Source organism: Promicromonospora sp. NPDC019610 (genome assembly GCF_044389365.1).
Lineage (GTDB): Bacteria > Actinomycetota > Actinomycetes > Actinomycetales > Cellulomonadaceae > Promicromonospora.
The window spans coordinates 511,716-526,429 of sequence record NZ_JBIRXX010000004.1 but is presented as its reverse complement, the minus strand read 5'-3'; the positions used below and the strand labels follow the sequence as shown (position 1 = coordinate 526,429).

The window sequence follows — 14,714 nt, the reverse complement described above, 5'->3', positions numbered from 1 at the left end:
CGGTCCACCATAAGGATGGTGGACCGAACGGTCAAGAACATCTACGCTGGGCACATGGCCCGGCCACGACAGTTCGACGAGGACGAGGTGCTGCGTGCGGTCTGCGACCAGTTCTGGGACGCGGGCTACGCGGCGACCTCGCTGCAGGACCTCATGCGGGTCAGCGGCCTGGGCAAGGGCAGCCTGTACGCCGCCTTCGGCGACAAGCACGAGCTCTTCCTGCGGGTGCTGCGCCGGTACGTGGCGTCGCTCGACCGCGCGGTGCGCCGGTCGATCGACTCGGCGCCGAGCGCTCTCGAAGGGCTGCGCTCCTTCGTGATGATGCCGGTAGGAGACCCCGAAGGCGTGGCCGCCCGGCGCGGCTGCCTGCTCGCCAACAGCACCACCGAGCTGGCTGCCGTCGACCCCGCCGTCGCCGCCGAGGCGCGACGAGCGTACGAGGGAACCACGACGACACTCGCCGAGGCCGTGCGCCGAGCGCAGGCCGAGGGCGACCTGAGCGCCACCATCGACCCGGTCGGCACGGCCCGGGCCCTGCTGGCCGCACAGCAGGGCTTGACCTTCATGGGACGCACCGGCATGGATGTCGTCACACTGGCGGCGACCGCCCGCTCCCTCGCGGACCAGCTCCTACCCACCCCTGGGACAGGTGGGAACCCGGGGCGGGCGGGCGAGCCGGCGCACGCGCCCACGCACGTTCAGCGATAGCCGCCGACGCAGGCGGGTGGAGCCTTCCCTGGCACCTGGTCAGCCGTCAGCCCCCGTGAACCGCCCCAGCAGGATCCCCAGCCGCTGGTCGTGCAACGACAGGGGAAGCCGGCCGCTGCGCTCCAGCATGGCCAGGCCGTGCAGGCCCGCCCAGAAGGTCTCGGTGAGGACGCCGGGATCGTCGTCCCCAGCCAGCGGCTCGACCGCCTGGAGCAGCTCGCCGAACCCCTCGTGAAGGTAGGCCGGGCCGTCCGGGCTGGCGAACTTCACCTCGACAGCGTGCGTGAACATGGCGTCGTACAGCGCCGGACGCTTCCGGGCGAAGTCGGTGTAGGCCACCGCGACCGCGGCCAGAGCCTCGGCGACGCCACGAGCGGCGGTGCGCGCGGCGCGCAGCTCGGTCGCCAGCTCCTCGAACCCCTGGGCCGCCACCGCCGTCATGATCGCGTTCTTGCCCTTGAAGTGGCTGTACAGGACGGGCTGGCTGTACTCGATCTCGGCGGCGAGCCGCCGGGTCGTGACCGCATCCCAGCCCTCTGCCTCCGCCAGCTCGCGCGCGGCCCGGACGATCAGTTCCTCACGCTGAGCCCGCTCGCGCTCGCGGCGCGTCCCTGGTGCCATGCCCCGATCCTAGCACTGCTAGGAATTCTGTCCGCGCTCTGCTAGCGTCGCTATATCGCCTATCAACGCTAGCAAGGAGATTCGTCATGACCGTCGTCGCGTACGCCCTGGCCGTGGTCCTCAACCTGTTCATCCTCTTCATCGGGGCGCGGTTCCTGCTCCAGCCCTACGCCGCCGCGGCCGGCTACGGCATCCCGGCCACGACAGACCGGGCCTACCTCGAGATCAAGGGCCTGCGAGACGCCACGTTCGGGATCGTCGGGCTGACGCTGCTCGCGTTCGCGGGGGCCGACGCCGCGGCCTGGTTCATGCTGGCGGTCGCCGTGGCACCGCTCGGCGACACCGTGATCGTGCTGCGGCACGGCGGGCGCAAGGCGGTCGCGTTCGGGGTCCACTTCGCCACGGCCGTCGTCGTCCTGATCAGCGCGGGCCTGCTGTTCGCCGTCTGATCAGGCGGTCGATCCAGGTGCGCACGAACGCGGCGTCGAACGTAGGGGTAGTCGCACTCTGGGCGCTCAGAGTGCGACTGCCCCTACGTTGGGACTGCGGCACGGGCCCTGAACAACTGCCGCGATCGTGCGCGCACCTGTCGTGCAACCGATCGCGGTGTCTGCGTTGACGATGTTCATCGTGCCCAGACCCCACCGCGACAGCCCGAGTCCATGCCGCCGCCCCCTGACGCGCCACTGACAAGCCGGTCATGCGACTTTGCACCTACGACAGGCCGCGTGCAGAACGTTGTGAGCCTGCGGCCCCGCATCGACGACGTGCACGCCCCGCAGGCATCGCAGAGCCCATGGAGGCACGAGTGCTGGACAAGTGAGCGCCACCAATCACCCGGCCTCAGCCGCGTGTTCCGGCGAGGTCGAAGCGCAGGCCGAAGTGGTCCATCGTGGCCGGGAGCGGGTCGCTCGCGAGGTAGCGCCCGCGCTCGACCCTCAGATCGTGCCCGGCCAGGTGCGCGAGCAGGTGCGACGTCACCAGCAGGACGACGTTCCGGCCCGGGCACGAGACCGGGCCGCCGCTGAACGGCACCAGCCCCCAGTCGGCGTTGTTGCGGCCGTCCAGCCACGCCTCGGGGGCAAAGCCGTCGGCATGGTCGAGCCGATCCGGGTCGCGGTGGAAGAACGCGCTCACGACGGCGAACCCAGTCCCTCCCGGCAGGGTGCGCTCACCCCAGGTGGTCGGACCGGTCGAGTCGCGCAGCACCACGAGCGTCGTCGGCCACAGACGCAGCGACTCGAGCACGCAGGCGCGCGCGTACGGCAGCAGCGCGGGCTCGACGCCGGGCGTCACCTCGGCAAGGACCCGCGCGCGTACCTCGGGCCGGGCCGTGACGACCGCCAGCGCCCGGAGGGTCGCTGCCCCGGCCGCGTCGAACGCGAAGAGCCAGTGCGGCACCTGGCCCGGCGCCGTGACGGACCCCGCGGCGTGGGCGGCCGCGGCCAGCGTGCCCGGTTCCGGCATGGCGACGTAGGACTCGATCCGGCGGCCGAGCTCGGCACGGAGTCGGTCGTTGCGGGGGTGGAACCACGACCAGTTCGCGTCGCGGCGCAGCGCGTCGAGCACGTCCACGAGCGCGCGGTCGGTGCGTGCGGACGGCCCGAGCACGACCTGGAGGACGATCTCCCACCAGGTGTCGGTGAACGTCGACGCGTCGAGCCTGCCGGAGTCGTGCAGCTGCCGGGCCAGGGCCGCCGCACCGTGCCGTACGGCATCGGTGAAGGCGGCTCCGTCGTCGTGCACGGGCATCTCGGGCCGCAGCGCGGTCTCGTTGAAAGGGCGGCGGTACCGCCGGTCGCTGGTGGTCGAGATCAGGACGCCGTCCGGCTGGAAGTGCCTGAGGGCGCCGATCTTCTCCTTGGACGCGGGGGTGAACGGCTCGGGCGAGCCCTCGAGCAGGCGCTGCACGTCGCTCGGCTCGGTGACCACCACCAGGCGACGGGGCCCGAGCCGCAGCACCAGCGGTGCGCCGTCGTGCCGCGCGCGCAGGCCCGCCAGGACCCTGCGCGCCGTGCGGTCGGTCTGGTGCCGTTCCGCCCAGGCCGTGGCGCGCGGACGGCGGATGATCGCGCCCTGGGCGACGAGCGGCGCGAGGACGGCGGTGACCACGTGGGCCGCGTCAGCCGGGTTCAGGTCGACGGGTGTTGACGTCATCGGGCCGTCAGGCCGCCGGGTCGAGCACGACCTTGATGCAGCCGTCCTCCTTGTGCTGGAACATGTCGTACGCCTGCGGGGTCAGGACGTCAGCGACGGTCTGCTGGACCATGCCGTACTCCTCACGTTGGCGGGGCCGGCGGCGGGCCGCTTGACCGACGTTCTCACCCTGTGCGTACGGCACGGCACTCGCAAGGCCGGATGCGGGCCTGCCGGTGGAGCGCGGGCGGAGACATGGCCTGCGACGTGGGGTGCGGGTCGTCGGTGGCTGGTCCATGGTGGAGTGCACGACATCGTGCCGATCGGAGGAACAGCCATGCCGAAGCGTGACCCGGGACCGAGCGTCAAGGACAAGGAGCTGTACGAGAAGCTCCGCGACGAGGGCAGCTCCAAGGAGAAGTCCGCCCGCATCGCCAACGCCGCCGCGAACACGTCCCGCAAGAGCGTCGGCCGCAAGGGCGGAAAGTCGGGCGACTACGACGACTGGACCGTCGAGAAGCTACGCAAGCGCGCAGCCGAGATCGGCGTCGAGGGCCGCTCCACGATGCGCAAGAGCGAGCTCATCAAGGCACTCCGTTCCCACTGACCCCGAGGGAGTCCCATGAAGGTGCTGTTCCTGAGCTGCACCCTGAAGCCCTCCCCCGCCCCGTCGAACACCGAAGCGCTCGCCGACGTGGTCGCGTCCGCCCTGCAGGAACGAGGCGTGGCGGTCGACCGGCTCCGGCTCACCGACCTGTCCGTGCCGCCCGGCGTCGAGACCGACCTCGGCGAAGGCGACGACTGGCCGGCGGTCCACGAACGCCTCCTGGACGCCCAGATCCTCGTGGTCGTCACCCCGACCTGGCTCGGCCGGCCATCGTCCGTGGCCCAGCGGATGCTGGAACGCATGGACGCGATGCTCTCCGAGACGTCGTCCGACGGCACACCGGTCGCCTACAACAGGGTCGCCGGCGTCGTGGTGACGGGCAACGAGGACGGCGCCCACCACGTGATCTCCGAGATCAGCGGGGCGCTGGGCGACATCGGCTACACCGTGCCCGGCCAGGCCTGGACCTACTGGAACCAGGGACCCGGCCCCGGGCCCGAGTACCCGGACACCGAGCACGGCCACGAGTGGTCGCACAGCACAGGGCGGCTCATGGCGCACAACCTGCACGCCGTGGCGTCCGCGCTCGCCGCGCACCCCGTGCCACCGCACGAGGACTGAACCCGGACGCGGCGTTCCACGGCTGGTTCTACGAGCCGGGCGGCCGCTGAGGTCCGGCGACGACCCGTAGGCTGCCCAGCGCGGGGTCGGCGGCGTCGGGCACCAGCATCCCCGCCGCCACGCCGGTCGTGAGGTACTCCACGGTCTCGGCCCTCACCACCTCCCCGGGCGACAGCACGGGGACACCAGGCGGGTACGGACTCACCATCTCTGCTGCGACCCGCCCGATCGCCTCGGCGACCGGGACCTGCTCCGTCGCCGCGAAGAACGCGTCCCGCGGCAGCATGGCGCCCCAGGCCTCGTCCACCAGCAGCGGGACGTCGTACTCGTGACACACCTCGGCCACGCCGGCGATGTCGGCGCACGTGCCCCAGTCCGTCGGGGAGATCAACAGCATGCCCCTGGCGTCCGGGTTCGCCTGGAGTGCCGCGCGGACGTCGTCCGGCTCGGGCGGGTGGGCCAGGTGCAGGTCGTCGTCGAAGTGCGGGTGCACCCACACCGGGTCGATCCCGCTGATGACCAGCGCCGCGATCACTGACTTGTGGGCGTTACGGGACACGAGCAGCTTCTCGCCCGGCCCGGCGACCGAGATCATCGCGCTCTTGACGGACAACGAGCTGCCGCAGGTCGAGAAGAACGCGTGCTCGGCACCGACGGCGTCGGCCATCAGTGCTTGTGCCTGGGCCAGGACACCCTGCGACTGGCGGCGGTCGTCCAGGCCGTTGAGCATCAGCACGTCCGACGCGAACACGCCCGCCCCGACGACCTCGACGACGCGCGGGTCGGCGCCCCTCCCCTGACCGTGCGCCGGCGGCCCGAAGACCACGTCACCGCGCCGACGGAACTCCTGCAGCGCCTCGAGCACCGGTACGCGCGAGTGATCCATGCCGCCGACGCCAGGACGGCGGGCCTCCACTCGCACGCACAGCCCGCCGGGAGCCGATCAGGTGCCGTCGGCCCCCGGCGCGAAGGCCTGCCGGTAGAGCGCACCCGCCTCCTCGACGACCGACGGGGCGAGGGACGCCAGGGGCATGATCCCGACCAGCAGGGGCTCGCAGTCCGGGCCGCGGGCAGAGATCTCGCCGGTCAGCGGCCACGGGAACCGGTCGCGCACCATGAGGTGGGCGTACTGCCGGAGCTGGCGCGCGACCCAGTGCTCGACAGGCCGGGTCCACCACGGCTCGGGGGTCATCGGGTTGACGCTCAGCCCGGGCATCACGCACCCGCTCTCGTGGTCCCGGCTCGCCGCGGCCCGGTCTGCCTCCGGTCCCCCGCTGAACCGCACGTACACGGGCGCCAGGACCTGCACCAGATCCGCGACCTCAGCCAGGGATCCCAGTCGTGGCACGCCCGGCAGCACCTCGGGTGCGCTCATGTCTCACCGTCCGATCCTCGAGCCGCACCTTCCAGCCTCGCCCCCCGCACCCGCGCTCCGGGAGTTGCGAGCGGGAGCGGTCCTGCCATCGTGGGAGCAGGTCCAGAGCTGGGCCGTCCATCTCCGTGGGCCGGTGCCTGAGGCCCTGCCGACGGAGCCGGCACCTGGAGGATTCATCATGGCAACCGGAGAGACCGGATTCGATGACGTCACGTTCGACCTCATCTCCCTGCAGTACCACTCGCTCAAGGCGGGACATGACTACGGCCAGTATGTCCGCGACGCCCGCAACGCGGGCAAGGACGAGATAGCAGCGTTCTTCGAGCAGGTGATGGCAGAAGACTCGGAACGGGCCCAGAAGTGCCATCAGTTCCTTGCCGACCTCACGGCCCACGGGACGTCCGCGACGTCGCCGCAGGGCTAGGCACGGCACGGGCCCCGCACCCGGAGCGGGTGCGGGGCCGTGCTCATGCCATCGGCCCGTCGGCCAGCCGCTCGCCGGCCACGCCGAGGAGCTGGAGGAGCTTTCCCGGCACGGACAGCCGCCGGTCGGCTACCTCGACTTCGTCAGCTCCTCTGCCTTCCTCGTAGCCGTGGCGGAGAACTGGCAGTCGGAGTTCCTGCAGTTCTTCATGTTCATCCTGGCCACGGTCTGGCTGGTCGGGGAGAACCGGCTCGTGCCCCCTTGCGAGGAGGCAGTTCCCTGGACACGATGACGAGACCGCCCGATACGTGACCGCGCACTTCACCACGCCAGGGAGCTTCCGTGACCGCCAGGACGTCCTCACCGGTGCAGGACCACGCCACGCACGGCGCGGCGAACGAGGAGGCACGCCGGACCCGGCGGCTCCCGCTCCCACGCCCTCGCGGCCGCCTCGCCGAACAGGAGCCCGGTCTGCGGGACGACATCCTCCTCGGCGGTGCTGCCTGCCTGGCGATGGAGGGGGACATGGCCGCCTTCGCGCTCGACCGCTGGAAGAACGGTGACTCCGCCCTGCTGGCTCCACCGGACGACCCTGAACGCCCGGACCTCGTGTTCTCCGGGAGGGAGAGATGATCACGGACACGGACCAGGACACCCAGGTCGTGACGCTGGACGACCGTGAGGTGCGTCTGACCCACCTGTCCAAGGTTCTCTACCCGGCGACCGGCACGACCAAGCGCGACGTCGTCGAGTACTACGCCGCTGTGGCCGACACGATGCTTCCGCACGTGCGAGACCGTCCGGCCACGCGCAAGCGCTGGCCGGACGGAGTCGGGAAGGACCCGTTCTTCCACAAGGACCTCGGCCGAGGCACACCGGAGTGGGTGGCGCGGCGCGACCTGGACCACCAGACCGGCACGTCTACCTATCCGCTCGTGCAGGACTCCGCGACGCTCGTCTGGCTCGCGCAGATGGCCGCGTTGGAGGTCCACGTGCCGCAGTGGCGGTTCGCCCGGCCGGCTGAGAGCAAGGGGGCGCCCCGCTCCCCCGACCGTCTCGTGCTGGACCTGGACCCGGGCGAGGGAGCCGGGCTCGCGCAGTGCGTGGAGGTGGCCCGGCTCGCCCGCAAGCTCCTCCAGGACATGGCGCTCGACCCGGTACCCGTGACGAGCGGGAGCAAGGGGCTTCACCTGTACGCGCCGCTGGATGGACGAGACTCCGCGGAGCAGGTCACCGCGGTGGCTCACGAGCTTGCCCGGGCTCTCGAGGCCGACCACGGCGACCTGGTGGTCAGCGACATGAAGAAGTCGCTGCGCGCGGGCAAGGTGCTCGTCGACTGGTCGCAGAACAACGGCAGCAAGACGACCGTCGCTCCCTACTCGCTACGTGGCCGGAACCGGCCCTGGGTCGCAGTGCCGAGAACCTGGCGCGAGCTGGGCTCGCCTCAGCTCCGCCAGCTCGAGCTGGACGAGGTGCTCCCCCGTGTCCGTCGGCGCGGCGACCCCCTCGCCAGAACCGTCAGGGCGGCATGATGACGGGGCCTACCTACGAGGTCATGCTCGCCACCCTCGGTTCGCGCGACGACGTCGTCGGCCACGGCGATCCGGAGGACTGGTCGCTCGAGATGAAGTGGGACGGGGTCCGGGCCCTGGCGCGGGTCGGGCAGCAGGGTGGCTACGGCGTCGTCAGCCTCACCAGCCGCAACCACAAGGTCCAGGGGCCGGGTTATCCGGAGGTCGTCGACGGCCTCGGGCGCGCCGTGCGCGGGGCGGCGGTGCTGGACGGTGAGATCGTCGCGCTCGACGCGCAGGGCCGGCCGAGCTTTGCCCGGCTGCAGCACAGGATCAACCTCGCCGATCCACGGGAGATCCGGCGGGCGGCCGAACGCGTGCCCGCGCAGATCTTCCTGTTCGACCTCCTGGAGCAGGACGGCGAGCCGCTGGTCGACCTGCCCTACTCGGAGCGCCGCCAACGTCTCGCCGCCGTCGTGACCGAGAACGAGTCCGTCAAGGTCCCGCCGGCGGTGGACGAGGACTTCGACGACGCCTGGCGGACGAGCGGCGAGCTCGGCCTCGAAGGCGTGATCGCGAAACGCCGTGACTCGCGCTACGCCGTCGGACGGCGCACCCGGGACTGGATCAAGATCAAGCACGCCCGCACGCAGGAGGTCGTGGTCGGCGGCTGGCGACCCGGTCAGGGACGTCGTGCGCAGACCGTCGGTTCGCTGCTGCTCGGGGTCGGGGACGCCGAGGGCCGGCTGCACTACGTCGGCAGGGTCGGGACGGGTTTCTCCCACCGTGACCTGGACGACCTGCACGACCGGCTCGGACGGATCGGCAGCGAGACGGCACCGTTCCACGACATACCCGGCGCCGATGCACGTGACGCGCACTGGGTGACGCCCCGCCTCGTCGGAGAGGTCGAGTTCGCCGAGTGGACCAGGGACGGCCGCCTGCGCCAGCCCCGATGGCGCGGCTGGCGCGAGGACAAGGACCCGCAACAGGTACGCCGCGAGTGAGACGAAGCCAACGGCTCGCGCGAGTCCTGTGCCGTGTCTAAGCGGTCCTCGCCCTTTCTCGTTCGGCTCTTCCTGAGGTTCGTCGCTCGGTATCTCGGTGCCGTCCGCGAGCGGCTTGGGGCCGGTCGGCCCCTTGACGGCAGATGTCCGCTGGAACTCGACTCGCTGCTCTCGCTCGGGTAGCGGCAGTCGTCGTCCTCCATGTTCATCCCGGCGATGATCGCCGCCGAAAGGTATACCCGGCTCGGGACCTGCCGCCGAGAGCCGGGTGCGAGCCGCCGTGAAACGAGGCAGCATCAAGATTATTGGCCGCTCACGCCACCAGGAGGCGGGGGCCCACCACTACCAGGACGACCATCCTGACCGGACCACCATCAAGTTCCCGCACGGCAGTCCAGCCCTCACAGGATCATCAAGAAGGGACGACGAAAGGAGCAATCATGACCGAGTTCGCAGGACCGACCGGGCCGATCCGCGACGCCACCACCGGGATGACTGTGATCGATGCCGATGGTGAGACCGTCGGGACGGTCGATGAGGTACACATGGCCGACGCAGGCGCTGCCACCGGGGAGGGCCAGTTGCCCGAGGAGCCTGGTGGCCCGGTCGCGTGGATCGCCGAGGCATTCCACGGCGACAGCGAGATGAGTCCGCAGGCGAAAGAGCGCCTCATCCGACTGGGGTACGTCCGGGTCAACGCCAGTGGGTTGTTCACCGGGCGGCGTTATGTCGAGGCGGGCCAGATTGCCTCGGTCGACGCCGACCAGGTACAGCTGTCGGTCAGGGCTGACCAGCTCTTCAGGTAGAGCTCGTCGCCTGAACATCGCGGCCGCGCCGAGGTCGTCCCGGGGCGGCGGCAATCCGCAGGCTGCCCGAGGTGGGGCCCCGGGCCTCCAGCCACGACTCACCATCCGTTGCGTGAAACGAGTTGGTGCCCGCCCGGTGACCTGACTTACCTGCCATGGAGACCGACCCCCTCACTGAGTGAGGTGGGCGACGGGCGCCAGCAGCTGTGGGCATGAAGTGGGCATTCGAATGCCCACAGGAGTCCAGAAGTGTCTACTGCTGTCCAGGAGAGGAGGAAGCGTCGACGCAGTTCAGGCTGCATTTCTGCAGCGAGTGGGCCCGGAGGGATTCGAACCCCCGACCTCCACGGTGTAAACCGTGGAAGTTGCCCTGACCCGCACGGACGCCCCCCGAAGTAGCGCTCGTGGGCATCCCACGGGCACCTAATCGGTCTTCCCGCAACACCTCTCAGGCCCCTCAGTGTTCGCTGCTGAAGAACCGTAACAACAGCGGGCCGACGGTGTGTGGGTCGACGACGTGATCCGGCACCTCGAGGGTCTCCCGTTGGGCGTGGGGTAGTAGGTCTGCGAGCTCGTCGGCTGCGCGGTCGAAGAAGTCCGAGGGCAGGCCTGCCATGTAGGGGACGGTGATCTGTCCTCCGGTGGTGACCAGGACCGGTTGGGTGACCGTTGCCAGTCGATCGGCCGGCAATTGGTAGCGGTTGAGGAAGACGCTGTCGTGGACCACTGTGGGCGCGAGGGCGACCGAATCCGCCCAGTGCGCCGTCTGCTTGCCTGCCGCTTTCCTGGCCGCGATGTTGTCGTCGGAGGCGCCGGTCAGGCGCATGAACAGTTCGAGAACCTCCTCGTCTCGCCCGGCGTCGAAGGCGCGTCGGGTGTCCGCGACGTACTCCTCGAACCTCGAGCGCAGGTCGTCTCCGACCGCATAGGGCACCTCCCACAGGGCGATCGTGTCGATGGCTGACCCGGCTGCGGCGGCCTCCAGCGCCAGCGCGCCACCAGAGGACGCCCCGAACAGGTGTGCCGAACCGCCCGCCTCCGCGATCAACGCATCCAGGTCCTCAATCTCCCTTTCCGCGGCGTAGGGCTCGGTGAAGCCGCTCGCCCCGCGTCCCCGACGGGCATAGTTGTAGACCGTGAAGTGCTCGGCGAGAGCAGGTACCAAGGGAGCGTTCTCGGCTCCGTCGTCCAGTGCGCCGCCTACCAGGACGACAGCCGGGCCGCTTCCCTTCCGGTCGTAGCCGATGGTGGTGCCATCGTCTGATGTCACGCGAAAGGCCATCTCGTTCATCTCACATCTCCGTTCGAGAGGTTTGTCTCATCGCCTGCGCAGCGTGCCGACGACGGCCACGGTGCGCGGCCACCGCGCCCTTGCGATCACGGCCGCCACGACGAGAAGGGCGAGCGCCAGCCAAGGGCGCTGATCGAGCACGAATTGATCCGTGATGACAGCACCGGTCAGCAATTCGGAGTTGATCTCGACCAGGTGGCAACTACTTCTTGTTGCGGTAGAGAACCATGGTGATGGGACCGAAGACCGCGACGAGAAGCACGGACGAGACGAGCACCCAGCCGATCTCCCCGGCGGGCACCGAGCCGTCCAGCAGGCCGCGTACCACGGTCACCAGGTGGGTGATCGGGTTGACCTCGACGACCGCCTGCAACCACCCGGGCATCGTCCTCGGGTCCACGAAGATGTTGCTCACGAACGTCAGCGGGAACATCACCATCATGCTGACCCCCGCCACCGAGTTCGGCGTGCGCAGGATCAGGCTGAGCATCGTCCACAGCCACGACAGGCAGAACGAGAACACCAGCAACAGCACCACCGAGAGCACCACCCCGACGGCGCCACCCTCCGGCCGGAACCCGAGAACCAGGCCGAGCGCGATGACGATCGCCGACCCGATCGAGTAGCGCACCAGATCACCGAGCAGGGCGCCGACCAGCGGGGATGGTCGCCACACCGGAAGTGACCTGAACCTGTCGAACACCCCCTTCTGGATGTCGGTGTTGAGCGTGATGCCAGTGTTCATGGTGATCATGACGTTCGCCTGCACCAGGATGCCGGGCAGCAGGAACTGCAGGTACTCCTGAGTCGACCCGGCGAGCGCGCCACCGAACAGGTAGGTGAACATCAGCGTGAACATGATCGGGAACATGGTCACGTCGACGAGCTGCTCGGGCACGTGCTTGATCTTCAGGAGGGCGCGCCAGCCGAATGTCAACGAGGTGAGCACCGGACCGGGGCGAGACGGCCGCTCGCCGGCCAACAGCACACTGCGCAGCGCGTCCTCGGTGACCGGCGCCGACGCCTGTTCTGCGGACGTGGCACTCATGCGGCATCCTCCTCGGGTGTCTTCTTGGCGGCGTGTCCGGTCAGGACGAGGAACACCTCGTCCAGGCTCGGCTGGCCGAGCGCGAACTCGGTGACGTCGATGCCGCTGCGGGACAGCTCGGCCAGGGAACGGGCGACCCGCTCGGGGTCGGAGATCCGCGCGGACAGCGCGGCCGGGTCAGCGGACGGTTCGGCCGGCACCTCGAGGACGCCGGCGAGGACCTGCTCTGCCTCGGCCCGCTGCTCGGGCGCACGTAGCCGTACGTGCAGCGAGCCGGCGCCGACCGATGCCTTGAGCTCGCCGCTCGAGCCCTCGGCGACCACCTTCCCGTGGTCGATCACCGCTATCCGGTCGGCCAGCTGGTCGGCCTCGTCGAGGTACTGCGTGGTCAGCAACACGGTGGTGCCCTCGGCGACCATGCCCCTGACGATCTCCCACACCTGGTTCCTGCTGCGCGGGTCGAGCCCGGTGGTCGGCTCGTCGAGGAAGATCAGTTCCGGGGGGACGACCAGGCTCGCTGCGATGTCGATGCGCCGGCGCATCCCGCCGGAGTACTTCTTCACCTGCCGGTCGGCGGCATCGACGAGGCCGAACGCGTCGAGCAGGTCGGTCGCTCGCCGCCTGGCCCGCGGGCGTGAGTAGCCGAGCAGCCTGGCGAGCAGCAAGAGGTTCTCCACCCCGGTGAGGTCCTCGTCGACCGACGCGAACTGCCCGGTGAGGCCCACCCTGCTCCGCACCTCCGGGGCGTCACGCACGACGTCGTAGCCGAGCACTTGCGCCTCTCCGGCGTCCGGGCGCAGGAGCGTGGCCAGCATGCGGATCGTGGTGGTCTTGCCCGCCCCGTTCGGACCGAGCACGCCGTACACGCCGCCGGCGCTCACGGCCAGATCCACACCGGCGACCGCGTGGGTCTTGCCGAAACTCTTCTTCAACCCTCTGGTCTCGATCGCGAACTTTCCCATGGGTTCGACACCTTCTCTCGGCGTTGCGAACGGATTGGTTGAGCGCTAGTCAAATTTGAATACCTGGCCAACGTACACGAGGAGGGAACGACTAATCAAGGTTGATTAGGAGCGCATCTTGAGGGGATCGCGGACCGTTCGCCACGAACCCGGATCATCGGCCATGGTGTAGGCGCCCTCAGACAGTCGTTTGCTCAGGGTCTTCGCCCACTCCAGTTCGGTGCGTGCGTGCCCCGCCCACAGTTCGGCCTGATCGCGGACGTGTTCGGGAATGTCGGGGTTGGGGTTCTCCCACCCCTTGGCCTGCCCTACGAGCTCCGCTTCCAGGCGCGCGACCCGCTCGTTAACGTGCGCGATGGCATCTGCCCTGGTCAGCATGGGCAACATGGCGATGGCCGCGTCGAGCATGGTGGGGTCATGGGTGCGCCGCAGACCGTCGCGGACCAGTTCGACTATCTCGTCACGTCCCCGAGCTGTCGCGCGGTACAAAACGCGCTCCGGCCCGGAGTCGCCCGGCTCGGCGTGCTCGGTGAGGAGGCCATCAGCCGCCGCCTTCTTCAGCGCGTGATAGATCGAGCCGGGCTTGATCTTGGCCCAGATATCCGCACCCCAGCTCTGCAGTTCGGACCGCACCTGGTAGCCATGCGCGCCGCCGGAGAGGTGCACGATACCGAGTACCAGGAGCTTCGTCGCCGACATACGCCCACCTCCGCTCAACCTGCTCGGACTCGCTCCGCTTGCGCGCCCGCCATGGTCATCTCAACTCCCACCAACACTAGGGTGCCCTCCTGGTCGAGAGCTTCTTGGTCCGCGTGTTGCGGCGCGTCTCATGAGGTGGGCATTCGAATGCCCACAGGAGTCCAGAAGTGTCTACTGCTGTCCAGAAGTGGAGGAAGCGTCGACGCAGGTCAGGCTGCATTTCTGCAGCGAGTGGGCCCGGAGGGATTCGAACCCCCGACATCCACGGTGTAAACGTGGCGCTCTAACCAACTGAGCTACGAGCCCTGGCAGCACTGCCTCGGCAGCACATCACCAGCAGCGGACAACAATACCTGCCCGGCACCCGAGAACCGGCCAGATTTTCGACCCGGCGCGAACCAGGGCAGGGTCAGATCTCCTCGACCGCCCGGCGGTAGTCCTCCAGGTCACGCGCCTGCCCGCGCGGGTTGACCACGGTCCAGCGGACGATCCCGTCGGCGTCGATCAGGAACGACCCGCGCAGGGCGATGCCCGAGCCCTCGTCGAACACGCCGTAAGCCTGGGCGACCTCGCCGTGCGGCCAGAAGTCCGACAGGAGGTCGAACTGGTAGCCCTCCGCGGCCTGCCACGCCTTGAGCGTGAACACCGCGTCGGTCGAGATCACGAAGAGCCGCACGCCGGCGGTCTCGAAGTCCTCGATGTTGTCGCGCAGCTCGCACAGCTCGCCGGTGCAGGTGCCGGAGAAGGCGAACGGCACGAAGACCACCAGCACCGGGGTGCCACGCAGGTCGGACAGCGTGGTCGGGGTGCCGTGGGTGTCGGGGAGCGTGAAGTCGGGTGCGGGGTCACCCGGCTTCAGCGCCACCACGTCGGCCGGCACGCCGGAGAGCTCGGTCAT

17 protein-coding genes, 1 tRNA gene and 1 pseudogene are annotated in these 14,714 nt (G+C 69.6%); 9 read left to right on the top strand and 10 right to left on the bottom strand.

All coding sequences use genetic code 11. The features are described from left to right. The first annotated feature begins 54 nt into the window (after nucleotides 1–54). Nucleotides 55–708 (top strand): TetR/AcrR family transcriptional regulator, encoded by a 654-nt coding sequence (locus ACH45N_RS27325; protein WP_397399333.1) that lies wholly within the window; start codon nucleotides 55–57, stop codon nucleotides 706–708. A 39-nt stretch (nucleotides 709–747) separates the two neighbouring features. Here the strand turns inward: ACH45N_RS27325 and ACH45N_RS27320 are convergent, their stop codons facing one another. Then, nucleotides 748–1,329, bottom strand: coding sequence for a TetR/AcrR family transcriptional regulator (locus ACH45N_RS27320; RefSeq protein ID WP_397399331.1), 582 nt, complete (start codon nucleotides 1,327–1,329; stop codon nucleotides 748–750). A gap of 86 nt (nucleotides 1,330–1,415) precedes the next feature. Here ACH45N_RS27320 and ACH45N_RS27315 point away from each other — a divergent pair, with 86 nt between their 5' ends. Continuing rightward, the gene (locus tag ACH45N_RS27315; protein ID WP_397399329.1) at nucleotides 1,416–1,778 is read left to right on the top strand and encodes a DUF4267 domain-containing protein; all 363 of its coding nucleotides are present in this window, start codon (nucleotides 1,416–1,418) and stop codon (nucleotides 1,776–1,778) included. Nucleotides 1,779–2,172: 394 nt separating this feature from the next. Here ACH45N_RS27315 and ACH45N_RS27310 read toward each other — a convergent pair whose 3' ends face one another. Next, nucleotides 2,173–3,486, bottom strand: coding sequence for a cytochrome P450 (locus ACH45N_RS27310; protein ID WP_397399327.1), 1,314 nt, complete (start codon nucleotides 3,484–3,486; stop codon nucleotides 2,173–2,175). Nucleotides 3,487–3,802: 316 nt separating this feature from the next. Here ACH45N_RS27310 and ACH45N_RS27305 point away from each other — a divergent pair, with 316 nt between their 5' ends. Together ACH45N_RS27305 and ACH45N_RS27300 are read left to right on the top strand one after the other, a co-directional pair. Then, nucleotides 3,803–4,072: a Rho termination factor N-terminal domain-containing protein gene (locus ACH45N_RS27305; RefSeq protein WP_397399325.1), complete on the top strand. Its 270-nt coding sequence runs from the start codon at nucleotides 3,803–3,805 to the stop codon at nucleotides 4,070–4,072. 15 nt (nucleotides 4,073–4,087) lie between these two features. After that, the gene (locus ACH45N_RS27300; RefSeq protein ID WP_397399323.1) at nucleotides 4,088–4,693 is read left to right on the top strand and encodes a flavodoxin family protein; all 606 of its coding nucleotides are present in this window, start codon (nucleotides 4,088–4,090) and stop codon (nucleotides 4,691–4,693) included. 28 nt (nucleotides 4,694–4,721) lie between these two features. On the opposite strand, the gene ACH45N_RS27295 is transcribed toward ACH45N_RS27300, so the two are convergent. Continuing rightward, nucleotides 4,722–5,579, bottom strand: coding sequence for an aminotransferase class I/II-fold pyridoxal phosphate-dependent enzyme (locus tag ACH45N_RS27295; RefSeq protein WP_397399321.1), 858 nt, complete (start codon nucleotides 5,577–5,579; stop codon nucleotides 4,722–4,724). A gap of 57 nt (nucleotides 5,580–5,636) precedes the next feature. Then, nucleotides 5,637–6,068, bottom strand: coding sequence for a DUF6098 family protein (locus ACH45N_RS27290; RefSeq protein WP_397399319.1), 432 nt, complete (start codon nucleotides 6,066–6,068; stop codon nucleotides 5,637–5,639). A 178-nt stretch (nucleotides 6,069–6,246) separates the two neighbouring features. Here ACH45N_RS27290 and ACH45N_RS27285 point away from each other — a divergent pair, with 178 nt between their 5' ends. From ACH45N_RS27285 to ACH45N_RS27265, 5 genes and pseudogenes are all read left to right on the top strand, one after another. Next, the gene (locus tag ACH45N_RS27285; RefSeq protein ID WP_397399317.1) at nucleotides 6,247–6,492 is read left to right on the top strand and encodes an acyl carrier protein; all 246 of its coding nucleotides are present in this window, start codon (nucleotides 6,247–6,249) and stop codon (nucleotides 6,490–6,492) included. After that, entirely contained in the window at nucleotides 6,443–6,784 is a 342-nt protein-coding gene (locus ACH45N_RS27280) for a DUF6766 family protein (protein ID WP_397399315.1), read from the top strand. The genes ACH45N_RS27285 and ACH45N_RS27280 overlap by 50 nt, the downstream gene beginning before the upstream one ends. Nucleotides 6,785–6,834: 50 nt before the next feature. Next, the gene (locus ACH45N_RS27275) at nucleotides 6,835–7,125 is read left to right on the top strand and encodes a hypothetical protein (protein ID WP_397399313.1); all 291 of its coding nucleotides are present in this window, start codon (nucleotides 6,835–6,837) and stop codon (nucleotides 7,123–7,125) included. After that, nucleotides 7,122–9,010: pseudogene (gene ligD, locus ACH45N_RS27270) on the top strand (non-homologous end-joining DNA ligase). Before ACH45N_RS27275 ends, ligD begins: the two are co-directional and overlap by 4 nt. Before the next feature lie 440 nt (nucleotides 9,011–9,450). Then, nucleotides 9,451–9,816: a hypothetical protein gene (locus tag ACH45N_RS27265; protein ID WP_397399311.1), complete on the top strand. Its 366-nt coding sequence runs from the start codon at nucleotides 9,451–9,453 to the stop codon at nucleotides 9,814–9,816. 457 nt (nucleotides 9,817–10,273) lie between these two features. Here the strand turns inward: ACH45N_RS27265 and ACH45N_RS27260 are convergent, their stop codons facing one another. The 6 genes from ACH45N_RS27260 to ACH45N_RS27235 all read right to left on the bottom strand — a co-directional run bounded on the left by ACH45N_RS27260 (nucleotide 10,274) and on the right by ACH45N_RS27235 (nucleotide 14,714). After that, the gene (locus tag ACH45N_RS27260; protein ID WP_397399309.1) at nucleotides 10,274–11,107 is read right to left on the bottom strand and encodes an alpha/beta fold hydrolase; all 834 of its coding nucleotides are present in this window, start codon (nucleotides 11,105–11,107) and stop codon (nucleotides 10,274–10,276) included. Between the two features lie 202 nt (nucleotides 11,108–11,309). Further along, nucleotides 11,310–12,155, bottom strand: a complete 846-nt coding sequence (locus ACH45N_RS27255; RefSeq protein ID WP_397399307.1) for an ABC transporter permease — start codon at nucleotides 12,153–12,155, stop codon at nucleotides 11,310–11,312. Continuing rightward, on the bottom strand, nucleotides 12,152–13,117 hold the full coding sequence (locus ACH45N_RS27250; RefSeq protein WP_397399305.1) for an ATP-binding cassette domain-containing protein: 966 nt from the start codon (nucleotides 13,115–13,117) through the stop codon (nucleotides 12,152–12,154). Before ACH45N_RS27250 ends, ACH45N_RS27255 begins: the two co-directional genes overlap by 4 nt. 105 nt (nucleotides 13,118–13,222) lie before the next feature. Beyond that, a complete protein-coding gene (locus ACH45N_RS27245; protein WP_397399303.1) occupies nucleotides 13,223–13,816 on the bottom strand; it encodes a PadR family transcriptional regulator in 594 nt (197 codons plus the stop codon). 232 nt (nucleotides 13,817–14,048) lie between these two features. Next, nucleotides 14,049–14,122, bottom strand: a tRNA-Val gene (locus ACH45N_RS27240). 103 nt (nucleotides 14,123–14,225) lie between these two features. Continuing rightward, nucleotides 14,226–14,714: a peroxiredoxin gene (locus ACH45N_RS27235; protein WP_397399301.1), complete on the bottom strand. Its 489-nt coding sequence runs from the start codon at nucleotides 14,712–14,714 to the stop codon at nucleotides 14,226–14,228.